This is a genomic window from Sediminibacterium roseum (genome assembly GCF_009939005.1).
Taxonomy (GTDB): domain Bacteria; phylum Bacteroidota; class Bacteroidia; order Chitinophagales; family Chitinophagaceae; genus Sediminibacterium; species Sediminibacterium roseum.
Window position 1 is genome coordinate 1,857,633 of the sequence record NZ_JAACJS010000015.1, and the last position, 24,909, is coordinate 1,882,541.

General features: G+C 48.3%; 20 protein-coding genes. 15 read left to right on the plus strand and 5 right to left on the minus strand.

Annotation, left to right across the window (positions count from 1 at the left end; all coding sequences use genetic code 11):
- Positions 1 to 534 precede the first annotated feature (534 nt).
- The 5 genes from GWC95_RS19270 to GWC95_RS19290 all read left to right on the plus strand — a co-directional run bounded on the left by GWC95_RS19270 (position 535) and on the right by GWC95_RS19290 (position 8,934).
- Positions 535 to 3,693: a SusC/RagA family TonB-linked outer membrane protein gene (locus GWC95_RS19270; protein ID WP_202630316.1), complete on the plus strand. Its 3,159-nt coding sequence runs from the start codon at positions 535 to 537 to the stop codon at positions 3,691 to 3,693.
- 12 nt (positions 3,694 to 3,705) lie between these two features.
- Positions 3,706 to 5,370 carry a RagB/SusD family nutrient uptake outer membrane protein gene (locus GWC95_RS19275; RefSeq protein ID WP_161820338.1) on the plus strand — a complete coding sequence of 555 codons (1,665 nt, stop codon included), beginning with the start codon at positions 3,706 to 3,708 and terminating at the stop codon, positions 5,368 to 5,370.
- A 17-nt stretch (positions 5,371 to 5,387) separates the two neighbouring features.
- Positions 5,388 to 5,897, plus strand: a complete 510-nt coding sequence (locus tag GWC95_RS19280) for a hypothetical protein (RefSeq protein ID WP_161820339.1) — start codon at positions 5,388 to 5,390, stop codon at positions 5,895 to 5,897.
- A 137-nt stretch (positions 5,898 to 6,034) separates the two neighbouring features.
- Positions 6,035 to 7,480, plus strand: a complete 1,446-nt coding sequence (locus GWC95_RS19285) for a TlpA family protein disulfide reductase (protein WP_161820340.1) — start codon at positions 6,035 to 6,037, stop codon at positions 7,478 to 7,480.
- Positions 7,481 to 7,554: 74 nt separating this feature from the next.
- A complete protein-coding gene (locus GWC95_RS19290) occupies positions 7,555 to 8,934 on the plus strand; it encodes an arylsulfatase (RefSeq protein ID WP_161820341.1) in 1,380 nt (459 codons plus the stop codon).
- 6 nt (positions 8,935 to 8,940) lie between these two features.
- On the opposite strand, the gene GWC95_RS19295 is transcribed toward GWC95_RS19290, so the two are convergent.
- Positions 8,941 to 9,867: an alpha/beta hydrolase gene (locus GWC95_RS19295; protein ID WP_161820342.1), complete on the minus strand. Its 927-nt coding sequence runs from the start codon at positions 9,865 to 9,867 to the stop codon at positions 8,941 to 8,943.
- A gap of 159 nt (positions 9,868 to 10,026) precedes the next feature.
- On the opposite strand from GWC95_RS19295, the gene GWC95_RS19300 reads away from it, so the two are divergent.
- The 3 genes from GWC95_RS19300 to GWC95_RS19310 all read left to right on the plus strand — a co-directional run bounded on the left by GWC95_RS19300 (position 10,027) and on the right by GWC95_RS19310 (position 15,389).
- Positions 10,027 to 12,822 carry an outer membrane beta-barrel protein gene (locus GWC95_RS19300; RefSeq protein WP_161820343.1) on the plus strand — a complete coding sequence of 932 codons (2,796 nt, stop codon included), beginning with the start codon at positions 10,027 to 10,029 and terminating at the stop codon, positions 12,820 to 12,822.
- A gap of 91 nt (positions 12,823 to 12,913) precedes the next feature.
- Entirely contained in the window at positions 12,914 to 14,782 is a 1,869-nt protein-coding gene (locus tag GWC95_RS19305) for a sensor histidine kinase (RefSeq protein ID WP_161820344.1), read from the plus strand.
- Positions 14,751 to 15,389 carry a response regulator gene (locus GWC95_RS19310; protein WP_161820345.1) on the plus strand — a complete coding sequence of 213 codons (639 nt, stop codon included), beginning with the start codon at positions 14,751 to 14,753 and terminating at the stop codon, positions 15,387 to 15,389. Before GWC95_RS19305 ends, GWC95_RS19310 begins: the two co-directional genes overlap by 32 nt.
- A 140-nt stretch (positions 15,390 to 15,529) precedes the next feature.
- Here the strand turns inward: GWC95_RS19310 and GWC95_RS19315 are convergent, their stop codons facing one another.
- Complete coding sequence (locus tag GWC95_RS19315; RefSeq protein WP_161820346.1) at positions 15,530 to 15,931, minus strand: hypothetical protein; 402 nt, start codon at positions 15,929 to 15,931, stop codon at positions 15,530 to 15,532.
- A gap of 70 nt (positions 15,932 to 16,001) precedes the next feature.
- On the opposite strand from GWC95_RS19315, the gene GWC95_RS19320 reads away from it, so the two are divergent.
- On the plus strand, positions 16,002 to 16,679 hold the full coding sequence (locus GWC95_RS19320) for a class I SAM-dependent methyltransferase (protein ID WP_317164139.1): 678 nt from the start codon (positions 16,002 to 16,004) through the stop codon (positions 16,677 to 16,679).
- Position 16,680: 1 nt separating this feature from the next.
- Here the strand turns inward: GWC95_RS19320 and GWC95_RS19325 are convergent, their stop codons facing one another.
- Genes GWC95_RS19325 through GWC95_RS19335 form a run of 3 tightly spaced genes read right to left on the minus strand, consistent with a single transcriptional unit; the run spans position 16,681 to position 20,442 of the window.
- Positions 16,681 to 17,583, minus strand: a complete 903-nt coding sequence (locus GWC95_RS19325; RefSeq protein WP_161820348.1) for a hypothetical protein — start codon at positions 17,581 to 17,583, stop codon at positions 16,681 to 16,683.
- A 17-nt stretch (positions 17,584 to 17,600) separates the two neighbouring features.
- Entirely contained in the window at positions 17,601 to 18,566 is a 966-nt protein-coding gene (locus GWC95_RS19330) for a hypothetical protein (RefSeq protein ID WP_161820349.1), read from the minus strand.
- A 7-nt stretch (positions 18,567 to 18,573) separates the two neighbouring features.
- On the minus strand, positions 18,574 to 20,442 hold the full coding sequence (locus tag GWC95_RS19335; RefSeq protein WP_161820350.1) for a hypothetical protein: 1,869 nt from the start codon (positions 20,440 to 20,442) through the stop codon (positions 18,574 to 18,576).
- Positions 20,443 to 20,591: 149 nt separating this feature from the next.
- Between GWC95_RS19335 and GWC95_RS19340 the strand changes: the two genes are divergently transcribed.
- From GWC95_RS19340 to GWC95_RS19365, 6 genes are read left to right on the plus strand one after another with little or no spacing between them, the layout of a single operon-like run.
- Complete coding sequence (locus GWC95_RS19340) at positions 20,592 to 21,194, plus strand: TetR/AcrR family transcriptional regulator (RefSeq protein ID WP_161820351.1); 603 nt, start codon at positions 20,592 to 20,594, stop codon at positions 21,192 to 21,194.
- 58 nt (positions 21,195 to 21,252) lie between these two features.
- Positions 21,253 to 21,738, plus strand: a complete 486-nt coding sequence (locus tag GWC95_RS19345; protein WP_161820352.1) for an acyl-CoA thioesterase — start codon at positions 21,253 to 21,255, stop codon at positions 21,736 to 21,738.
- Between the two features lie 14 nt (positions 21,739 to 21,752).
- Positions 21,753 to 22,274, plus strand: coding sequence for a DinB family protein (locus GWC95_RS19350; protein ID WP_161820353.1), 522 nt, complete (start codon positions 21,753 to 21,755; stop codon positions 22,272 to 22,274).
- 30 nt (positions 22,275 to 22,304) lie between these two features.
- Positions 22,305 to 23,777, plus strand: a complete 1,473-nt coding sequence (locus GWC95_RS19355) for an APC family permease (RefSeq protein ID WP_161820354.1) — start codon at positions 22,305 to 22,307, stop codon at positions 23,775 to 23,777.
- 15 nt (positions 23,778 to 23,792) lie between these two features.
- Positions 23,793 to 24,311: a GNAT family N-acetyltransferase gene (locus tag GWC95_RS19360; protein WP_161820355.1), complete on the plus strand. Its 519-nt coding sequence runs from the start codon at positions 23,793 to 23,795 to the stop codon at positions 24,309 to 24,311.
- Between the two features lie 12 nt (positions 24,312 to 24,323).
- Positions 24,324 to 24,908: a GNAT family N-acetyltransferase gene (locus GWC95_RS19365; protein ID WP_161820356.1), complete on the plus strand. Its 585-nt coding sequence runs from the start codon at positions 24,324 to 24,326 to the stop codon at positions 24,906 to 24,908.
- Position 24,909: the final 1 nt, after the last annotated feature.

Below are 24,909 nucleotides of genomic sequence, written 5' to 3' on the forward strand. Positions count from 1 at the left end.
CTGTTATTCCGGAAAAAACAAGGATGCAGGGAAAATCAATTTTTTTCTTGAAAAAAACGCAGGAAAAGAATCCTGATTTATTCAATGCTGCGCTGTATTTCATCACATTTTCACATCAAAAAAAACGCGAAAAACAATCGTGTTTTTTGATTGCTGCAACCGATTGAAATTTTTGATCGGTTTACGAAAACACGTTTGCAACTATTTGATTTTAAATTAATTACAGCGATAACGTTTTCGTAAACCCGAAAACGTTATCGTAAAAAAACCTTTGTTTTTTCCGTTCGCGACGACGAAAAAATATCAATTTGACGGTCTTAATAAAAAGTTAAACAGGTTTTATTTCGACTGCTTTCGAAGCGGAAACCGCTTGCTCTAGCCGTATGCCCAGAAGGGTTTGAGCAAGCAGGTTTTTCCGTCGCCTCCTTCGCATGCATTCGCATTAAACCACCCGATTTTTTTCATCATCCTTCCGCGGAGCCGTTGTTTCCGGAACAAAGAATTGTTTCTAATCATTGCTAAAACCTGCTGTGTATGATTACCAGATCTTTCAAAAAACGACTCAAACCCGAACGCAGATGGTTCATCTGTATTGCGCTGGTTTGCATGTTCCAGTTAATGGGCGCGCAACTGTTTGCCCAATCCAAAAAAATAGAAGGCGTTGTAAGCGATTCGTCCGGCGCCGCTGTAGAAAACGTGAGCGTGGTTGTTAAAGGCAGCAACCGCGGAACCGTTACCGATAGCAAGGGCCGCTATTCCATCGTGGCCGAACCTTCCGCCACCCTCGTGTTTTCTTACACCGGCTACAACAACGTTGAAGAAAAGGTGGGCACAAGAACGGGCATCAATGTTGTCATCACCTCGTACTCACAGATCATGAGTGATGTGATTGTTGTGGGTTACGGCACCCAACGCAAGGTAAACCTGAGTGGCGCCGTTGCCGTTGTAAGTGGCAAGGAACTGATCAACAGGCCCGTTCCAAATGTAACCAGCGCCCTGCAGGGTGTATTGCCCGGCGTTACGGTATACAGGGGTTCAGGGCAACCAGGCAACGAAGGGTATGGCGTACGCGTGCGCGGCTTCTCTTCTTCGAACGACGCCTTCGCGCTCGTGCTGGTGGATGGTGTTGAACAGGATCTCAACCTGCTCGACCCGAATGATGTTGAGTCCATTTCCGTTTTGAAAGATGCATCCGCTTCTGCCATCTATGGCGCAAGGGCCGCTGCAGGCGTCATCCTCGTTACTACCAAACAGGGACGCGCGGGAGCAACAAGGGTTAACCTCAACAGTTATTACGGCATCAACATCACTGCACGTCAACCGGAGCGCCTGAACTCATGGGATGAACAGACCCTGATCGATGAGGCACGTTTCAACGCCACCGGCGCGCGCGAGTTCAATGCCGAACAATACGAGTGGCTCATGAACCCGAACTTTTCTTACCGCCCCAACCCAACCGCCGACCGCTGGGAATATTTCGGGAACAACAACTGGATCAAAGAGGGCATGGACAAGATCAACCATATGCAGAACCAATCCATCTCGGTAAGCGGCGGCGAACAGAAGTTAAACTACCTGCTGGCCGGCAGCTATTACAAACGCGACGGCGTGCTGCGCTACGGGCCGGACGACAACTCGCGCTACAACCTAAAATTCAACCTCAATTTCGAGGCAAGTAAATACGTCAGCATCAAATTCAACGCGAGCTATATCGGGTCTTTTGTGAACGAAAACTCGTTCGGCACCGAGCAGATCATCAACCGCTTGTACCGGAGCCGTACAAGGCAAAACCTGTATACCCCTGCAGAAGATGTGACCGGGCAGATCTACAATGGCGATCTCCAGATCAATGCAGTTGACATTGAAAAAAACAGCGGCCTTGAAACACGGGGATATGAAACATTTACCGGGCGTTTGAACATCCAGGTAAAGAACATCGTAAAAGGACTTACGCTGGATGTGATCGGCTGGCGCAACCAGAACATCTACAACATGGAAAACAACAGGAGAAGTTTGTATTGGTACGGAAGAAGTGTTGCCACTGTACGTTTCAATGCAAATGTTCCCAATTCAATTTCGTTAACAAAGAACAGGGGATACCAGAACAACGTGCAGAGTTTTCTTACCTACAACCTGAAACTGAAAGACCACTCTTTCACTTTCTTACAGGGTGCACAGTTTGAAGAATACAGGAAGGATGAATTTTCTGCGGCAGCAACCAATATGCCCACCAACAATTCCTTCTCGCTTAATTTTGCGGAAGCGATCAACAAAACCAGCTCCGACAAAGTACAGACATGGGCACAGGCTTCTTTATTCGGAAGGTTCAACTATAGCTTCCAGGATAAATACCTGCTCGAAGCTTCTTACCGTTACGATGGAAGCTCGCGCCTCGCTCCAGACAAACGCTGGCAACTCTTCCCGTCTTTCTCCGCCGCATGGCGGGTGAGCCAGGAAAAGTTTATGAAAGATGTGTCCTTTGTAAACAATGTAAAGCTCCGCGCTTCCTGGGGGCAACTGGGTAATGGCTCCGCATTGGGCTACTACGATTACATAACGCTGCTGAACAGCGGGCTGCTCAACAACACAACTACCGGCAGCAGCAATACAAGCAACCTCGTTTTTGATAACCAGCGATCGCAATACTTTTACCAGAACACACTGGCCTCGCCCGATAAAACATGGGAAACCGTTGAGCAGACAAACTTTGGCCTCGACTTTTCTATGTTTAACAACAGGCTCTCGGTAACGGCTGACTACTACATCAAACGCAACAAGAACATGCTGGCCACTTTAAACGTACCCAACCTGATTGGCGTTAACGTGAGCAGCCTCAACGTTGGCCAACTGAAAAGCTGGGGAGCAGAACTGGGATTAAAATGGAAAGACAGGGTTGGTAAACTTGATTACTCCCTTGGCTTCAACATCTCAGACAACCAGAATGTACTTGAAAAATACAACGGCAAAAACTCGATCGGTACAGGAGGCGTTGTTCCATTGCTGGAAGGATATGGGTTGAACAGTGTATGGGGCTTTAAAACAGACGGGTATTTTCAATCCGCTGCCGAAGCCACTGCCTACAAATCGAAAGTTACCTATCCTTTCTTTGCAACACCAACTGCCGGCGATGTCAAATACCTTGACCTCAACGGCGATGGTGTGATCTCTGCCGGCGGCGGCACACCGGAAAACCCGGGCGATCTCGTTTACCTCGGCACTACCAATGCACGTTATACTTACGGATTCGATGTTGCGTTTGCATGGAAAGGCTTTGACTTCTCCGCATTCTTCCAGGGAGCGCTCGGCCGCAAGTTCCTGATCTCTGAAGAAACATTGTCGCCCATACTCGGTACCGCAGACATGCCATGGACGATCCACATGGACCACTGGACGCCCGATAACCCGAATGCTTTCTTCCCGAGGATGTACCAGACCAGTGCGCATAATTTCCGTCCGTCGGACAAATGGACACAAAACGGGAACTACATCCGTTTGAAAAATATCCAGCTCGGTTATACGATTCCTGTAAACAGGAAATATTTCCGCGAACTGAAAGTATATGTTTCTGCGCAGGATATCTGGGAAGCAACAAAAGTGCTCAGCGTATTTGATCCCGAAGTGGGCAACAACGTTGGCGCAACAGCTTATCCATTTTATCGCACTGTTTCTTTTGGTGTAAACATTTCACTCTAACCTACACGAGCCATGAAAAAAATTAAAATAGTTTCTGCTTACTTTCTAACGGCTGCACTGCTGCTCTCGGCATGCAGCAAACTCGACCGCCTGCCGGAAACAGAATTGACAGACGATGTTTTCTGGAACACGGAAACGGACCTCATCAATGCAACCAACCGCCTGTACCAACAGCTTGATGCTTTCTGGATAGACAACCGCGCGGACGATAACGTAAACCAAACCGTTGACCAGGTGAGCTCCGGCAACAGGGTCATTCCTAACACCAGCGGGGATTGGAACGACAGGTACGACGAGATCTTTACCGCGAACAACATTCTTGAGAAAGCACCACGTGCAAAAGTAGCCGATGCGATCCGCAACCGTTACCTCGGCGAAGCAAGGTTCTTCAGGGCATATGCATATGCGAACCTGGTGACAAAGTATGGCGATGTTGCGCTCGTGCTGAAAACACTGAACGTGAATTCGCCTGAATTGCAGATGGGCCGCGCGCCAAGACAGGAAGTGTTGAAAGCGATCTATGCCGACCTGGATTCTGCGGCGCTGTACCTGCCCAGGCGTTCAGCGCTCTCTGCTGCACAATACGGAAGGATAACACGCAGTACCGCATTGGCGCTCAAGGCACGGGTTGCATTGTACGAAGGCACAAGGGCCAAATTTCACGGAGATGCGGCAAGCAACTGGCAGGATCACCTCAACATCGCGATTGCTTCGGCAACCGCAGTAATGGGAGAAGGCCACACCTTGTACGCAAACTATCGCGACCTCTTCACCCAAACAGGCGAGGGCATCGGCAATACCGAAAACATTTTTGTAAAGATATTCGGTGTAAGCAATGCCAATCCTTTGCTCTCGCACAACAACTCGCGCGATCTTGAAAATGGCCGTGCAGCGCCAACCAGGAACCTCGTTCGCCAGTACCTGTACAGCGATGGCCTGCCGGCATGGAACACAGATGGCACCACGCCATCTGCCACCCGCTCAGCGCAGTTTGTTGCGGAAGGGGCTGAAACAAGCTACAACACCATCCTCGACAACAGGGACCCACGCATGGCAGCAAGCTTTTTCAGGTCGGGAGAAACAGCGTACCAGGGACCATGGGTACCCAAAACATCACTCGGATCGAGAACGGCGTTTGCACCAAAGAAAGGATTCAGCACGGTTGATCAGACCATCAACAATGCAGGTACAACAGACAGGATCCTCATCCGCTACGCAGAAGTACTACTCATCTTTGCCGAGGCAAAATTTGAATTGAACGGAAGCATCAGTGATGCTGACCTGAACAGCACCATCAATGCATTGCGCACAAGAGTGGGCTTTGCACCAAAACTGACCAATGCATTTGTTACCGCCAACAATTTGAGCATGCGCGAAGAGATCCGTCGCGAAAGAACGGTGGAGCTTGCACTCGAAGGATTCAGGTACGACGACCTCATCCGCTGGAAAACCGCGGAAACCGTTTTGCCGGGCGCCCTGCTCGGGGCAAAATTCATTGCCGCAGAATGGGTGGGCACAAACCAGAACAGCCTCAACCTGAATGCAGACAATGTATTGATCACCGAACCCGCAACCACAAGGCGTTTTGCAGCCAACCGCGATTATCTCTATCCCGTTCCATTGAACGAGATCGCATTGAGCGGGGGCAACATCAAACAAAATCCAAACTGGCAATAACATTAAAACCTATCAAGATGAAATCAGTAAAATATATCGCAGCGATGTTTATTGCAGCCGTGGTTTTTTCTTCGTGCGAGAAAAAAGATTACCCGGCAGGACTTTCCTCGGAGGAGCACCACTACTATTCCGTGTTTGTTCCGAACAACAACACGCTGGTGAGTTACACAAAGAACCAGGCGGCACTGGTAAAATTCCCCGTGCAGTTCTACTCAACCTTCACACGCAGTTATGATGCGGTTGCAAAATATGTGATCGTACCTGATGCAACCGCCAACGCAGTACTCGGTGTTGACTTTGCAGTAGTAGACAAGAACGGCACAGTGATAGCGCCGGGGAGTGATGGCGCATATTCCATCGTATTTCCAAAAGCCGTTCAGGCAACGGATACGATCTACCTGAAGCTGCTGAACAATCCCGCAGCCGGCACACGCAAAATGGAGATCCAGCTGAAAGAAAACAAGACGGATGTTTTTTATGTAGACATCTTCTCAACCGCATACAGAAGACCCGTAGAGATCAAATAAAGTTGTTTTGTGTATAATGGTCAATCGCACAGGCGTTCGGTAAAACGGGCGCCTGTTGTTGTTTTAGCATATTTATTTTATCCGATCCAAAATATCTATTGGTTTTTTTGTTAATATTAATGGCCAGTCTTTAAGCCATGTGTTACCAACGAAACAAACTCATCGTTCTTCTTCTTCTGATGCTGTACACGTCGTGCAGCGTTCACCACATGTACGATGGCATTTCAAAACCCGTCGTGTTTTCCGCAGACGCAAGTGTATTCGACAGCACAGACAACAGGAAAACCACGGTTAGCTATGCAGACTTGTTGCAACTGGCCGGGCCCTTCTACAATAATTTTGAATTGTCGAAAGACGAACCTGTACAAGCGCTCATTGCCCGTCCCACCTTATTTTTAGTGAACGTGGACCGGTTCCTGGTTTTCCCCGGCGACAACCTGGTCATTTCAAAAAAAACAAATGGCGAATTTCTGGCCAGATCGCTTACTGATGAAACAAGAACGCGCGAGCTGCTTGTGCTTAACAAATTTATAGACATCGAGCCCTTGGTAACTACCACAGCTTTCCGCGATCTTTCGCTTGAAGCTTTTTTATCAACCGAAGAACAGCTGAAGAAAAACACACCATTAGCCACACAACGGGCAAGGCAGGTGTTTGATTCTCTGCAATCCGTTTACCAAACAAGTGTGAGGTTCAGGAATGCAACAAAGGAATTTGTAGACAACAGGCACACCTTTTTACTTTTCCTGTTTTACAGGGAAAACAAAGACAGTTTACAGGCCCGTGGTTTGTACCAGGAAAAATGCCGCAGTTTGATCCCGGTGGCAAATGCGCTTACAACCATGGCCGCCATTGAGTACAATGCACTTCTGCTGAACGAACTGGTGAACGCGATCCTTCCTTACAACATCGAAAAACTGGCAGGCACCGAAGCGTTTGAAACCGATTTCAATGAAATAGTAAAAGATTTCAAAGGCATTGCACGTGAATATCTTTTGGGCCGGCTGATCTATGCCGCATATGCAAAAAAACTGCAGGTCAAACCTACTTATCTTGACACATACAGATCACTTGCATCGTCTGGGCACTATACTGAAATCATAAACAAAATCAGTTCGGTACAATCATCGACAGAAGAGAAAACAACCAGGGAAGGAAACTACCTGTACGAAATCAACCGGAACAAAATAACCACGCTCGAAAAGGCCTTAGCCAGGCACAAGGGCAAACTGGTATTTCTGGACTTCATGGCCTCTTGGTGCGCCCCCTGCCGTGAGGATGCTCCTGCATTAAAGAAACTGGAGGAACAATATTCGAAAAACGAAATTGTGTTCATCAATCTTTCCATAGACAAAGAATACCAACGCTGGGTAAAATACATGTATGCAGGCAAGTCGAAAAAAGAGAACAGTTTCATGTTTGTAGATGTGCACGCTGCGCCGTTTTTAGCGACTCATAAACTTGAAACCATCCCAAGATATATAGTGATTAACAGGAACGGAGCAGTTGTGGCCGATCACGCGCCCCGGCCAGGTAATGGAGAATTGAAAACATTGATCGATTCGCTGCTGGGCCGTCATTAACCTCTACATGATCATTGAAAAGCATGGGTTTGGGCGTGACGCTATTACAAAAGAAAAACAGTAATTTCAAAACCATGAAACTGGTCTTATCACTCCTGCTCTGTTGCGTTTTCCTGCAGTCACCGATCGCACAACAAAAACCAAACATCATCTTCATCATTGCAGACGATATGGGCTATGGCGACCTGGGTTGTTATGGCCAGCAAAAAATCAAAACGCCACACATAGATGCCCTCGCTGCACAGGGAAAACGGTTCACCGGTTTTTATGCGGGCAGTACGGTTTGTTCTCCCTCGCGGGCATCACTGATGACGGGCAAACACACCGGCCACGCTTACATCCGCGGCAACGGTGAAATAGCCATGCGCGCAGCAGACACCATTCTACCGGAAATGTTGCATACTAAAGGATATGTAACAGGCATGGCCGGGAAATGGGGGCTCGGCAACAGCAACACAAGCGGCGCCCCCGAAAACAAAGGATGGGATTTTTTTTCAGGCGTGATCAACAACACAGAGGGGCATTTTCAACATCCTGATTCTGCATGGCAGATCAAACAGCGTGTAAGCACCAGGATAAAACTACCTGATGGCATCTACATCAACGAATGGTTCACCAGCGAAGCGATGCATTTTATTGAACAGAACCGCGCAAGGCCTTTCTTCCTTTTTCTCTCTTTTACCTTGCCGCATGCAGAATTGCGTGTGCCCGGAAAATACCTGCAGCCTTATCTCAACAAGGATGGCAGCAGCAGTTTTGCACCTGAAAAAGCATGGGCAGATGGACAACACTACGGCGGCCAGCCTTATCCCAAAGCGGCGTATGCTGCAATGGTTTCGGAGGTAGACGATCACGTAGGACAGGTAGCCGCGCTGCTTAAAAAATGGGGCCTCGATAAAAACACACTCATCTTTTTTACAAGCGACAATGGTACGCATGTTGAAGGTGGACGTACAAAAGAAGATGTTTCATTTTTCAAAAGCAGTGGTGTATCGAGAGGCGTAAAAAGAGATATGTACGAAGGCGGCATCCGCGCGCCATTGATTGCGGTATGGTACGGCAAGATCGATGCAGGAAGCACGAGCGATCACATCGGCGCATTTTACGATATCATGCCCACGCTTGCACAACTAACCGGCGCAACGCCTCCTGCAAACGATGGCGTGTCTTTTTCGCCAACGCTTTTTTCGAAACCGCAATCCCAACAACACGATCACTTATATTGGGAGTTCTATGAAAAGGGCTTTAAACAGGCCGTACGCAAAGGAAACTGGAAGGCTGTGCGGTATTTTAATGGAACCGATCCTTTGCCGCTTGAACTGTATGATCTTTCGAAAGACGTTGCAGAGCAACACAATATTGCCGCATCAAATCCTGCTATGGTAAAAGAAATGGAAGGGATCATGGCCAAAGAACACGTAACGGCCGTGAGCCCGTTGTTCCAGCTAAAATGACAGGGATCATTGAACGGATGCAAAAAAAGCAAGCATCTCATTCACCACGAGTTCCCAATTTCCGGGTTGCCCAAAACCATGATCAGCGCCCGCTACTTCCACCCATTTGTTTTTAACCTGCTTGCTCGTCAGCAATTGCGTAAAGGCCTGGTACAACGGTTTGCTTGCATCTTCCATATTAAACACAACATTGAACTCGGGGCGGATATTGATCGTTGCGATGGCGCTTCCATTGTTGGCAACCCAGTAGGGGCTCACCGCCATATACGCCAGTTTGTTCGCATTCCTGGGTTCTGCACCAACGGCGCGGAAATACAGTTCCACCAATCTTGGATCGATCGATTGAAATTGTGATTCATCGGCAAAGCTCATGTCTGTTGCGCCGGCAAGGTTGGCAACCGCTTTGAGCCTGGCCGCATTGGCCGGAGTATAGCCTGCAAGCAATGCAAGGGTTGCACCGGCACTGTGCCCGGCAATGTTCCATTTACCAGGCGCCATCACCCATTCGCCCGATCTTGCGGCGGCAAAACCGAGTGCCGCATCAACATCCTGAAGCTGTTCTTTGATCCTGATGGCGCTTGCTTTGTGAACCGGTGGTGTAGACAACATCCCTGTTGTATCAACAAGCCTGTAGTTCACATTCAGTACCACGTTGCCTCTTGCAGCCACCTGTTGCGAGAACGCCGAGAATTCATTTTTATCTCCTGCAACAAAACCGCCGCCGTGCAGGAAAACGATCACGGGCGTTTGCGCGGTGCGGTTGGCCGGAAGATAAACATCCATTTTCTGCCTTGGATCGGCACCATAGGCAACATCAGTCATAACCCTGGCTTCAACAGCGGTACCTGCTGTCATTTCTTTTTTCTGGTTGCACGCAGTGAAAAACAACAGTCCTGCAAGCAAGGTTCCGGTGATTTTATATCGGTAGTTCATTCTTCTGTTTCAGGAAGAAGTGAAAAAAACATGCCAAAAGATGGTGATGACCGATGATTCTGTGTATCAACGCCGTAGCAAAAAATAATTTTCTGCGGGCTGAAACATTATAAGCTAAATTGTGACTATATAAGTACGCACACCAACCGGCGCTTATTTATGAAACAACTGCTTATTTTATTTGGGTTCCTGGCCCCTTTTATTGCCAATGCACAAGGAACCGTTTCCGGGAAAATTTCAGACAGCGCCGGGAAAAAACAACTCGCACTGGCAACGGTAACTATTTTTCGCGCCAAAGACACAAGCATTCTTACCTACAGGTTGAGCACGGAGAGCGGCGAATTCAAAGTGCCCGGCCTTCCCCTGAACCTTCCCCTGCGTTTGATGGCAACCTACTCCGGTTATGAGCCGGTGCGCAAAGATTTTATGCTTACGGAAAAAGAACCGGTATTAAATTTTGGCGAACTGTTGCTCAACAATACATCCAAACAACTAGATGAAGTGATCGTGCTGTCGGAGCGCCCGCCCGTTGTCATAAAAAAAGATACGATCGAATTCAACGCCTCTGCATTCAAAACATTACCCAATGCATTGCTCGAGGACCTGCTTAAAAAACTGCCCGGTGTAACCGTTGCAGAAAACGGTGATATCATGGTAAACGGCCAGAAAGTAAACAGGTTATTGGTGGATGGAAAAAAATTCTTTGGCGACAACCCACAAATGGCCACACGCAATTTACCAAGCAACCTCATTGATAAAGTGCAGGTGATGGACGACAAAGAGGAGATCGATTTCAACAACGACGGCGACATGAGCAAGATCGGCAAAGTGATCAACATCACCCTGAAGAAAAGCATCAGGAAAGCATTGTTCGGGCGCGTGTTTGCGGGTGGCGGCACAGATGAGCGTTACGAAGCAGGCGCAATCCTCAACTCCTTCCGCGATACGTTGCAGTTGAGCCTCATCGGTTTTGCGAACAACATCAACCGCGCATCGTTTACCACCAAAGACATTACACAACTGGGCGGTTTTGCAAGAAGCAGTTGGGGAACCATCAATGGCAACGGCAACTCCGGTGGCCAACAGGGTTTTACCGTAGATGGCTTTTCACTCGGCGGAACCGGCGCAGGGTTGAGCAGTGCCAACGGCGCGGCATTCAACCTCAACCATTCCCCTTCAACCAAAGTGAATTTTTCGTTCCAGTACATGTATGGCAACACACGCAACGACCTGGAACAGGTGCAAAACACACAGCGCTTTTTTGAAGACACGGTTGTGAATGCCAGAACAACCACCAATGCACTTGCTACCGGCCGAACACACAACCTAGCCACGAGCGGGGGATGGAAGCCCGATTCGCTTACCAATATGAACCTGCGCTTATCGTATGCTCATGCCGATACAAGATCCGATGCGCCATCGTTCATCTATACCGAAAACAACAAGATCGGCGCAGTCAACAACGGCAACGGCATGCTGCTCACACGTGGCCGCTCTGATAATTTTTCAGAAGTGTTCCAGCTCTCGCGCCGTTCCGCAAAAGTGAAAGGCAGGCTCCTCTCCGTTACACAGGTTTTAACGAGGAGCAGCAATCCTGTTTCAACCACCACCGAAACATTAAATGCATACCAGTATCCAGCCGCATCCACTATTTTGTTCCAGCAACTGCGCGCTACCGATGCTCCTTCAACCAACGGTTATCTTTATGTGAATTACAGCACGCCTTTGAGTGCGCGCCTCACGCTTCGTTTCAATCCCTACCTTACTTACCAGAAAAACGAGCAGGAAGTTGCCACCTACGGCAAACACGTAGCCACAAGCGCATACGATAGCCTGAACAATACGCTCAGTAGTAACCTTGCAAGAGAAATGACAAGATGGTTGAGCAGCGGCGTATTGAGTTACCGCATCAACACCGTAACGATCAACGCCGGCGCAGGTTTGCTGCAGCAGTGGATCAACAACCGTTTTACCGGCGCATCACAGAACAGCAAACCCTATTATTCAGATGTGCTGCTCAACCTGAGTGTGAACTGGAAAAGATTTTCGGTTGGCTTTTCGCAGGATGTAAATCCGCCGGGCATCAACAACCTTATTCCAACACCCGATAACTCAAACCCGTTCCTGGTCATTTATGGCGATCCCACCCTCGCACCATCCAAAAGAAATGCTGTGAATTACAACGGGGCATTGACAAATACAAAGACCAATACCAACTTTTATTTTTCCGGGCAATCGTCTATTCTCGACAATGCCGTGATACAGACCATACAGCTCAACAGCAATGGCATCCAACTCAACAGGCCCATCAATGTGAATGGTGTACTGAGCAGCTTCCTTGATATCGGTTTCAACAGGCAATTCAAGAATTCGCAGCAGTTCAATGTAACCATCTCCGCCGGCTCAACCATCAACCTGAACCGCACACCCATGCGTTTCAACAACGAGGAGAGCCGCCTCACCACCGTAAACATCAGTGGAAACGCGGGCGTTGCAATGAACTGGAAAGACCTGGTCGAATTCTCACCCAAATACATATTCAGCTCAACCAGCAGCCATTATACAAGCACTGCATTCTCGGGCCGCAACATTGAACAGCAGGTGATACAGGGCGAATTCATCGTTCGGATGCCAAAGAAAATGGTTTGGGAAACAAATATCTTTTACCGCAGGCTCAACAATGTTGCGCCGGGGCTTCCGCTCTCAAGCGTTTACTGGAACGCCGCTGTTACGTTGCTGATGTTCAAGCAGGACAAAGGCCAGCTGCGCCTCGCAGTGTATGATATTCTCAACAGCAACACAAACGTGACCCGCTACTACAATGCCAATGCCATCATCGATAACCGCAGCAACGTATTGCAACGGTATTTTATGTTGACGTATACCTACAACATCCGCAGTTTTGGAAACCAGACGGCCAAGGTGGGAGGCAACAAGAGCCTGTTCAACTTTTGATGTATAGGGGTTGATAGCCGCATTACGGTTTGCAGAACCAGGGAATGTGCCGCGGGCTTTTAATTGAGGCACATTCATTATCTTAGTTTCAATGCACTGCCCCCGTTTTCTTTTAACCATTATCTTTTTTGCTGTAGCTTCTTCGCTGGCTGCGCAGGAGAAAGATGGTTTTTTTCTTTATGAAGACAGCAGCAGGCAGCTCTCGCCTGGAGCCGCGCTTCAACTTTTCAGGGACGGAAAATTTAACGCAACACCCGCGGGAGACAACAACAAAGGTTTTACACGATCGGTATTCTGGCTCGCATACATGAACCCGGTTGACCGGCCCGCAGATTCGTTGTTGTTGTCTATCGGGCACAACCACATCAACCGCATTCATTTTTACTATGCAGACAGCCTGCCGGTGCTGCAGTGGATAACCGGCGACCATTATCCCTTTGCGCAGCGGCCCATCCTTGCAACCGGTTTTTATTTCCCGGTTCAGCGCAAAGGCTTGTACCTAGCAAAAATCGACAAAGCAAATGAATCGCTGCAGTTGTCGTTCCGCACCTATGCCAAAACCGCGGCGCTTGCAATGGAGACCCGGGATAAAACGACCATGGCCGTTTTTACCGGTATGCTGTTGCTGCTGGTGATCTTTGGCCTTTATCTTTTTATCATTGAGAAGGAAAGACTATACCTCTATTATATCCTGTTTATCTCCACGGGCTGGCTCTGGGTGTTATCAAATGCGGGATACGGCTTTGAATATCTCTGGCCCGATGCGCCCTGGTTCGCAAGCAAGGCAAGGCCGGTATTTACCCTGGTGCCATTGATCTTTTCGATGCTTTTCCTGGTACACTACATCGGCGGCGTTAAGCTCAGGAAAATAAGGATCGCAATACGCATCCTGATCTCCCTGATCGCCGGTTCCGTTGTGCTCATCTTTTTTGTTACCGAAAAAATGCACGACACCGACGTATGGCTTTTCCTTCAGTACCTGATACCACTCAATCCACTGTTTTATATAGTGATCTCTTTCGGCGTGCTCATTGTTGCATCGTGGCAGGGAAACCGCTTCGCCATGTTTTACCTTGCTGCCAACATCGTGTTACTGCTCTCTGCGGTACTGCAGATCTCTTTCTCATTCGGCAGCATCAACAGGTTTGGCCATTTTTTCAGTAAATATGGATTGGCTGTGGGATACGTGGCGGAAGCCATCATCATCACTGCCGGACTCGTATACCGTTTCAACAGGTACCGGCTCGACAAAGAAAAATTACTGGTTGAAATGAACCGCCGCCAGCACGAGAACACACGCATACTGATGGATGTGCAGGAGGCCGAACGCAACCACATCGCCAACCAGCTGCACGATGTTGCGGGTTCGCTTTTGTCTGCAGCAAAACTCAACCTCTCATCGCTACGCGAAAAAGAATGGAGTAACAACCGCTCCACATCCCTTCAACTCGAAAAAACAGAAGAAGCAGTTGGGCTCGTGTCTGATATGGTACGCAACCTCAGTCATGCATTAAGCCCCGTAATGCTCGCCCAGGTAGGTTTTAAAACTGCGTTGGAAAAAGTGGTTTCCATATTCAATGTATCCGACCAGATCAATATCCACCTGGTGGTGATCGGTTTTGAAGAATACAAACCCGCATTCAACAATTACTATACGGCATTGTACGGTATCGTTTACGAACTGCTCAACAACATCGTCAAACACTCGCGCGCCAAAAACGCACTGTTACAGGTGATGGAATATGATGATATGTTCACCATCCTGGCCGAAGACGATGGCATTGGTTTAACAGGCAATGCCACAGAAAAGAAACCGGGACTCGGAATGGCAGGTATTGAATCGAAAATCAATTATTTTAGCGGTTCAATTGCTTTTGATAAGGTTACGCCCAGCGGACTTATCATCACGATAGAAATCCCTATATCCAATGACGCAGTACAGGATAATACTGGCAGATGATCACCAGTTTTTGTTAGAAGGAGTGTTGGCCATTTTAAAAGAACAGTCTTCACTCAATGTGGTAGCTACAGCGCAAAATGGATTTGAGCTGATCGATGCTGTTACAAAACACCGGCCCGACCTGGTTATCCTCGACATGAATATGCCGGGATACGATGGACTGCAGAGCCTCGACAGGATCAAAAAAGATTTCCCCAAAACAAAAGTGCTCGTGCTTTCCAACTACAGCCAGCCGGAGCTGGTTAATGAAGTGCGGTCTAAAAATGCCGAGGGCTACCTCGTAAAAAATTCATCCGCCGCCGAACTTACCGGCGCCATTGCCGCCATTCTTTCGGGCAAAACACATTACCCGGACAGCCGCCGGCTACAGGCCGTTAAAGAAGACTCTTTCTTTTTTGATGATTTTTTAAAAAAATACCAGCTCACCAAAAGAGAAGTAGAGATCATCAAACTCGTGTGCGGTGAAATGAGCAACAAAGACATGGCCAATGCGCTGTTCCTGAGCGAGCTTACGATCAAGACACACAGGAGAAACATACTGCGCAAGCTGGATATAAAAAATACTGCGGGACTTGTGCTTTTCGCAAAAGAGAACCGGCTTATCTGATCCCTGTTTTAAAGAAACAAAGCCGCCATTGATGGATCGCTGGCGGCTTTGTAAGGGAAATATCTCCCCAGATACACTTCCCTACTGCAAATACTCAAAACATTCATCCAAAGATCAACTGTTGAAACATTTGCAATCTCTTATTGACGGTAGTATGATTTAGATCCGATCTTAAAACTTTTTTTGTCATCGTTCATCGCCAACCCGATCACACTACCCTGCACCCAGGTAGAGCCTGTGTAAGATTGGTTGTATGCATCCCAATAGCCACCTGATTGATGTTCTACCTGCTTCATACAGATACCATTCAGCGCTGCTGCGGGAAATGCGCTGCCTACATTGGTGAGTCTGCCGCTGCCAGAGCCGCCCGATGTAACACCGCTGATGGTAACCACAACGCCTGATGTTGGTTCCTTCCAGGTTCCGTTGATATCTGTGGCCGAAAAACTTCCGCTGGAATTATATGCGTCGTCTGCATCTTTTGAACATCCGCTGAACAATACAGCAACCGCAAAACAAAGGGATAGGATTTTAATTTTCATGGTCATTGTTTTAATGCTGTAAAAGTAAAAGCGGCGTTCTGCGGGGGAAATACCTACAAATAGGTATTTAGTGAAAACAGGCTTGAGGATGCGTTTCGGAGATGTCTTACTTTCGCACACGATGCATTATCCACTCACGCTGACCAACATCTTCCCGGACCTGGGGCTCTACCTGCCCGATCCATTGCAGGTAAGATCCGTATACGAAAAACAATTGTTGGCAGAGCCGGATACGCCCTTCCCTTTCTGGGCGAAAACATGGCCCTCGGCATTTGCGCTCGCTTCGTTTTTAAGAGACGAAATAAAATGGACCGAAGGAAAAAATGTACTGGAGCTGGGTGCAGGAACTGCGTTGCCGTCTTTTGCCATTGCACCGTTTGCAGCCTCTGTAACCATCAGCGATCACGCGCCGGAAGCCGTTGCGCTGATGAAGAAAAACATTGCACATCTTGGTTTGCAGAATGCCCATGCATGCCTGATCGACTGGAACGCTTTGCCACCCAACCTGGAAGCAGGCGTTCTGTTGTTAAGCGATACGAATTATGCAGCCGTTCAGTTCCCATCGCTTCTTAACCTTATCGATCGCTTTGTAAATGTGGGCACAACAGTGATCCTGTCAACACCCGTTCGCATCAACATCACACCTTTTGCCGAGGCCATCCGGCCACTGATTAAACATTCCGTGTTGCGAACACACAGCCAGCCACAAGAAGCGGTGGAAATAAGGATCCTTGTACTCGGTAAATAGTTTACCGGATCTCGCTGATTGTCTTTGGATCGTTCGTCAGTGTAATGTTGCAGGAGGAAGCATGATAGTCCGGTCCCGTTATTTGAAGGAGATACAGGATCAACGCTTTGCTGCCCGCCCGCCATGCATACTGGCGGGTTACTGTTGTATACGTTTGCCCGGCCGTTACACTCTGCGTTGTTTTGGACTGTTCCACTGGTGTGCTGCCGAAAAGATCGGTATAGGTTCTGAGCACAGCAGGGAATTCAGCGTTTGATTTTGAAAAACTACTGTTCTCGTCGCCATACGAAAAATGAAATTTTACATAAGATTTGATACGGCTCCCCGATAAGTATATTGCTTCTGTTACTTTGTTTTCCTCCATGAATATGGCAAAGCCATCTGCCCCCATTCTTTCTTTGCTTGTATACGATCTTTTGAAATACGCGTCGAGCCTTTCTTTGTTAGCCAGGTAAATGCTGTCGAACGATGCGCCCACCGGGAAATGGGTACGCTGCTCAAACGCCTCTATTACTTTCTGGTTTTCTGAAGCGGCGCTTAGTTGTCTTTTGCGCTGCAGTTTGATCTTAACTATCTCCAGCACTTTTTCTTCGTTGAACGATTCTGCATCCGGCGCTTTTTCAAATTCTGCGAGGGCTTTGTCGAGCTTGCTGTTGAAACCCGTATCGGTAACCGCCAGCTCTTTCAGCGTCATTATTTTCAGGTACAGCACTTTTGCGTTGGCGGTGCCGAGTTTTGATGTGGCATCTTCCAGGTACTGCAATGCAGTACGCATTTCGCCTTTGCCGTAACTTTCTTCTGCAAGCAGGTAGGCCGCCTTTGCCTCAACGGCACTGCTTTGGGCCGATACCGGGCCGGCCAAAACAAAACACAATAAAAACAGTGAAAATATTTTTCCTTTCATGGTTTACTTTTGATCGGTCATTTTACAAACGCATCCAGCTTCTTCTCCGGGTCGCAATACAATACCTGCACCAGTTTGGCCACACCCGCCATTCCTTTCGCAAAACTGATGGATACCACTTTGATGCCGCAATCACCGCGGCGCCAATCGTTCACCTCCGCCGTATTTCCCATCGCAGCAAAATGATCTGTGCGGTAATTGCCGGGATAGCTTTTTATGAACGACTGCTTGAGCGATTCCACAGAATTTTTCATTACCTGGTATGCGGAGCTTTGAAACGATTTGGATTCATCAAAATCCGTTACCTGTACAATATACCCGATGATCTTGTTATCAGACAACAGGATGCCCGAAATGGCATTGGGCGTAGAGATGAATTTTCTGCGTTCTATAAAAGGGTAATCTTTGGCATCAGGATCAAAAAGGTATGAGTCGTAAACAACCTGGATGCTGCCGTAATCTTTTTTTCTCCATCCTTTTACTTTCCAGGTGGGCTTGCTTTTGTCGAGCTCTTCTATTGTAATGCCAAAACCGCCGGCAGAATGCAGGGTGGCTTCGTAATTTCTTTCGGCGGCCTCTTTGTCTGCAATCTCTTTTTCTTTCGCCTTTGCTATAGCCTCTTTTCTTTCATTGCGGATCACGAGTTTGATCTTGCTGATCTCCAGTTTTTTTTCTTCGTTGAAGTCTGCATAATCCGGGCTCTTTTCAAATTCTTCCACGAGGGGCAGTACCACGTCTGCCAGCGTTTCGCTTTTGGCAAGCATCTCGCGTGTGGCCATGATCTGGAGGTAAAGTATTTTGCAATTGGTAGAGCCGAGGTTCTTATGCACTTCCTTGAGGTATGCCAGCGTGCATTTGTAATCACCTTTGCCGTAACATTCTTCCGCAAGCAGGTAGGCGGCTTTCGCTTCGGTGGCATTGTCTTGTGCACGTGTAAACAGGCCCGTTAAAGCCAGGCACAGCACCAGTATTGTTTTTCTCATAGTTTATTTAGTTGTTCCAGAACCCGTCTTTCTTTTTTGTTGTATCCGCAGCCGTTTTGGTTGCCGACTTCCCCGTTTCCCAAAAATCGCCCGAGGCTGCGGCCGCGTTTCCTGTACCGCTTCCGCCCAGGGTTTTGAGTGTGAACTGTTTTACCGACAACTCACTTTTCTGTGCGAGCGAGATAAACGAATTGCGCATCTGGTCGGCCGCGTTTTTGTCTGTATAAAAACCAACCAGCACCACATCTCCCTGTGCAATGCCTTTCAGCCGGCCCGTCACGCTCGTTTTCAAAGGATAGGTTCCGTCCGAATATTGTGTAACGGAAAACACATTGCTTACCGTGATCCCTGCTGTTTCATTGTTGATGGAAGCAGGGTCTATCACATATCCAAACATGTATACTTCCGGCGCAGTGATCTTGTGCGCGGTCAATGGCGTTCCCCCGTTCGGAAAAGATTTGAGCAGCTGGCCACGCATTTCCACGCGCGCCCTTTGTTTGGCGGCAATGATCTCCTTTTCCTGCCGCTCGCGTGCGAGGCGCAATGCCTCTTTTGCTTCTTTTGCTTCCTTGCTTGCTTTCGCGCTGTTGAAAATACTTCCGATCAATGCTACGCCCTGCCCTATTGCCTGCTCGGTAGCGGAGCCATTCAATGTGCCGCTCACCGCATTGTTCAACTTCGCGTTCCGCGCATCTTCGAGCTGGCGAACCTGGCCATTGATGGCGGAATATTTACGGTTGAAATCGGCCTGCAGTTGTTCAATGGAACTGTATTCGCCCGATAAGGTACTCAACTCCGCCAGGTTCTGTTTCCCGTTGCGTATTGCTTCCGCATAATAAAAGTTCATCCGCATCATGTTGCCAAACTGCTCGATCTTTGCGTTTATGGCCGCGTCGCGTTCCCTCGCATCGCTGAACATCTTGTCAACTTTCGCGTTGATCTCCGCGGCCGTGAGCTGTTTTTCTTCCGGCGCCGCCGATGTGTTTTTAGCAGACTGCGCACCCTTCGCTTTCTGGTATTCCTCCGCAGTTACCTCCCTGAACCTTCCATCCGCACCCTTGTGATAATACCCGCCATTCGTGGTTCGCACAAACTCGGGTAGGTTTTTATGGTTGGGCTGTTCAGGTATCAACCTTCCCCCTTCGGGGATGGCGGTGCTGTTGTTGGGAGCCGTTGTTTTTTTCTCCGACCAGAAATCATCTTTCGGCCGCGCACTCGTTTGCGTGGCAGGATTGTTCGCAACCGACTCTTTTTTCTGTTGCGATGGGTCGCTGTTTGTATTGGAAGCGTTACTGTTGTTCTGCGTGTTCAGCGACACCGATGGCCGCGCCGTGTTCTGGCTTTGCTGAAGCGCGGCCTTGCGCTTGTCTTCAAACGCATGGATCGCCGCTACTACGGCTTCGGTACCGTTGTAGTCAACATCTTCGAGGCCCTGTACATGACAGGCGTAGTACGACAACAAGGCATCCTGCGGCACAATGCCGAGATCCTCTTTAACGCCGTACTTATAGGTAAGTGTACGGTTCAGGTTAGGGCCTTGTACCAGCACGGAAAATTCAGCGAAGCCCAGGCGGATGGATTGGAAAGGCTCCTTGCCCAGGTCCTGGTCGGTGTATTCTTTGCCCATCAACATATAGCGGTAAGAGAAGGGCGCGCGTGGGTTCAGGGCCGTACCGAGCTGTATTTCCAGCGTAAGGTACAGGTGCTTTTCTTTCCCGAGATTGACAAATGAAAACTTCGATTCCAGGTGAAAGCCAGGCCGCACCAACCCGTTGGAATGGCCGCGCGGCATCGGGTAATCGTTTGCGCTTACAAATTGCGCGGACGCGTTTACAGCACCCAGCCAAAGCAAAGACACAAGGAAAAAAATTCTCATAAACACGGTAACGCAGTTGGTTGTCAAAAATAAATATAAGGATAAAATGATTTAACAACGCAAAGCAGCACCGCATTACAGAATTTTGAAATGCGAATCAAAAAACAAAATATACCGATTGGTATATTTTATCTATATTTGTTTCCTGTATGGATCAAACCTTGTCAAAAGCCGAAAAAACCCGCCGGTACATCATCGAAAAAACGGCGCCTGTGTTCAATACAAAAGGTATTGCGGGAACCTCATTGGCGGATATGATGGAAGCAACCGGCCTCACAAAAGGCAGTATCTACGGCAATTTTGAAAGCAAAGACGATGTTGCACTTGCTGCCTTTGATTATAATTTCGGAAAGGTTACCCAATACATCAAAACAAAAATACTGGCGCACGAGAACGCGGTTGACCGGCTGCTGGTGTACCCCGCCGTATACCGCGATTTTCTCAGGATCCCGTTCCTGAAACCGGGTTGCCCATTGCTGAATACCTCAACAGAAGCAGACGATACACATCCGCAATTGAAAGCCAAAGCCGCAGAGGCATTGGGTTTCTGGAAAAGATCGTTGGAGAACCAGGTAAAACGCGGCATCGAACGAAAAGAGATCAAAAAAGGCACCGACCCGGTTGCACTGGCAGTGGTGATCATGTCGGTGATAGAAGGCGCGGCCATGCAGGCAAAAGTTACCAACCGCTCAACGGAACTGCGCATTGCAATGGACTTTCTTGAAAAATTAATAAAGGATACAAAACGATAAAATTTTTTGACCAAAAATATACCGATCGGTATATTTTAACCAATCATCTACCACAGCTATGGAACCATTGAAAAAAGTACTGGAAAGCAAAATGAAGATCCGCTTTCACGATTGCGATCCGTTTAACCACCTCAACAACTCAAGATACCTCGATTACATTATGACGGCGCGCGGCGACCAGTTGATCGACAACTATGGATTTGACATTTACAAGCTGGGCCGCCTGGAAGGCATCGGCTGGGTAACCGCGCAAACACAGATCTCTTACCTCTCCCCTGCCTTACTGATGGAAGAAGTGGTGATTGAAACAAGGCTGATCGTTGCCAAAGAAAAAAGCCTGCAGTTCGAAGCCTGCATGTGGAACCATGACAAAACGGTATTGAAAGCAGTGCTGTGGTCGAAGCTCGTGCATTTTAGCCTTGTTACGAACGCGAGCCAGCCACACAGCGAGGAGCACATGCAATTGTTTGCGCAGATCGTTAACCCCGTTGGCACCGCAGATTTTGATGAACGTGTGGATCAATTGAAAAGAAAAACATACTGAAAAATCTTACCTGCATGAAATTCAATCTTGAACAATCAATCGACATCCTTTCACGCACGCCTGATGTATTGCTTGCGCTGCTCAAGGGCCTCCCCGATGAGTGGGTAATGCAGCATGAAGGCGAAGGAACCTGGAGCCCGTTTGATGTGGTGGGCCATCTTATCGTTTGCGAGCAAACCAATTTCATCATCCGAACAAAACTCATTCTTTCGGATGCCGCGGATAAAACCGTATCGCTCATAGACATGACCGCTCATCTTGGCGCGAACCAGGGCAAAGGCATTTTCGAGCTGCTGCTCGAATTCGAGGCGCTCAGGCGCAACAATATCCTTTCTCTAAAGAACATGCAGCTCACGGAAACGGATCTTGGCAAAACGGCGAACCATCCCACAATGGGCACGATACAATTGCGCGAGTTGTTGTCTACCTGGGTATCGCACGATCTCATACACATTGCCCAGGTTGCGCGGGTAATGGCAAAGCAGTACAGAGAAAGCGTGGGGCCGTTCCTTCATTTTTTAAGAGTGATGCAATAAAAAAAATTCAGTTCACCACAACCAAAACTTATGTCTCTCAACAACCCCTTCCGCAAAAAACCGATTGAAGCCTACAGCGACGACATCAAACAAAGCCAGTTAAAAAGAACACTGGGCAAATGGGAGCTCACTGCCATTGGTGTGGGCGCCGTGATCGGTGGCGGTATTTTTGTTTTAACGGGTGTTGCCGCCAACCAGTATGCGGGGCCCGCACTGGCCTTATCTTTTATACTCGCGGGAATCGGTTGTTTGTTTGCCGCATTCTGTTATGCAGAGTTTGCAAGTATCCTGCCGGTATCTGGTTCAGCATACGCCTATTCGTATGGAACGATCGGCGAATTTTTTGCGTGGTTCATCGGGTGGAACCTGATACTTGAATACATGATGGGTGCCACAACGGTTGCGGTAAGCTGGTCTAAATATTTTGTAAAACTGCTGCACCTGCTAGGCATACAAAACATACCCCTTTACCTGGTCAACGACCCGGTATCGGCAAAAGAAGAAGCATTGAAGCTGGGCATTGAAGCGCCGGCATTCGCCATCAACCTCCCGGCTGCGCTGGTTGTTTGGCTGGTGACGGCCGTACTGGTTCGCGGCATCAAAGAATCTGCGCGTACGAACAACATCATTGTACTGTTGAAAGTTGCGGCGGTGTTGTTCGTGATCGTAGCGGGCATATCCTATATCAATACTTCCAACTGGCAGCCCTTTATTCCGGAAAGGATGGTTGACGATTCGGGTATGGGTCATTATGGATTGCCCGGGGTATTAACGGCGGCGGGCATCGTGTTCTTTGCATTCATCGGCTTCGATGCTGTTTCCACGCAGGCGCAGGAGGCGGTGAACCCTACAAAAGACATCCCGTTTGCGATCATCGCGTCGCTGGTGATCTGTACAACGCTCTATGTGCTGGTGTCACTGGTGCTTACGGGCATGGTGAATTATACCGACATCGATCTTGGCGCGCCGGTTGCTTCTGCCTTTGGTTCTGTGGGATTGCGCTGGGCCTCACTGCTGATCACCGTTGCGGCGGTAGTGGGATTGGTTTCGGTAATGCTGGTGATGCTGCTCTCGCAAACAAGGATCTTTTTAAACATGGCGAAAGATGGATTGCTGCCGCAGAAATTATTTGCCGCAATACATCCAACCTTTAAAACACCGTGGAAAAGCACATTGCTGGTTGGCGCTATCGCCTCTGTTGTTGCAGCGGTTACGCCGATCGAGAAAGCGACAAAAATGACAAGCATCGGAACGCTGTTTGCTTTTGCAATGATCTGTGTCGCGGTTTTCATCCTCCGTAAAAAACAACCGCAGTTGCACCGCCCGTATAAAGTAAGATACCTTCCGCTGGTTGCCTCGCTTGGCTTTCTTTTCAACGTGTTGCTGATGTTCAGCCTGGATGCATCAACCTGGCTGCGCCTCCTGTTGTGGAGCGCGGTGGGCATTGCCGTTTATTTTTTATACAGTGCAAAGAACAGCAGGCTGAACAGCAATCATTCTTAAACAAATAGATCTGTCATGCAAACGAATATTGTACATGCGGAAGAAGCGGATGTTCCGGTTGTCTGCAGGCTTTTTGAAGAGGCGATCGCTTATCAAAAGGACAACCAGTTTATCGGGTGGAACACCTACGACAGGTTTTTTATTGAAAAGGACATTCACCAAAAGCTTCTTTATAAGATCACAACGCAAGAAAGTTTGCTGGGTGTTTTCAGCGTATGCTACCGCGATGAACTGATCTGGAGAAAAAAAGAAAAAGGCGACGCCCTTTACCTGCACCGGATCATTGTAAACAGGAGCCCGGGCCATAAAAATTTTTTCAGCAGGGTGCTTGCGTGGGCAATAGCCGAAGCAAAGCAAAACAACCTTTCCTACGTTCGCATGGATACATGGGCAGGGAATGAAAAGTTGATCGGCTATTATAAAAGTTTTGGATTTACACTGGTGGAACATTACACAACAGCAGATACACCCGATCTGCCACAGCAACACCGCAATCTCCATGTTGCGTTGCTTGAGCTGGTTGTTGAAAAATAAAAATCGTTGAACATGCATTTTTCTTTTGACCGGGATATCATCCTGGAAAACGAACGGGCGTTGCTGCGCCCGGTTACAAACGAAGACGTTGAACATTTGCTGGCTGTTGCTACAGAAGACCCTTTGCTGCTTCAGTATTCGCCCAAACCGGTTTACAACAGGGAACTGCTTACGCGATATATACAGAACGCCGTTGAAGAAAGAAAAAACAGGACACGTTATTCATTCAGTATTTTCTGCAGGAAAGAAAATGCCTATGCGGGCAGCACGGCTTTTTTAACGGTTTCGCAGGAAAATGATTCGCTCGAGATTGGCGCCACCTGGCTGGGCAAACGTTTCCGGGGAACAGGGCTTAACCAAAACTGCAAACATCTTTTACTCACCTATGCTTTTGAAACGCTGGGCGCCAACCGCGTTGCGTTCAGAACAGACGAGCGGAACGCCGCCTCGCGCACCGCGCTCAGAAAAATTGGCGCAACCATGGAGGGGATCCTTCGTGAGGACATGGTTTTGTATGATGGTTTCAGAAGAAACAGTTGCTACTTCAGCATCTTGAGAAAGGAGTGGTTCGGGATGGTTAAAGCGGGTTTTGTTTAAG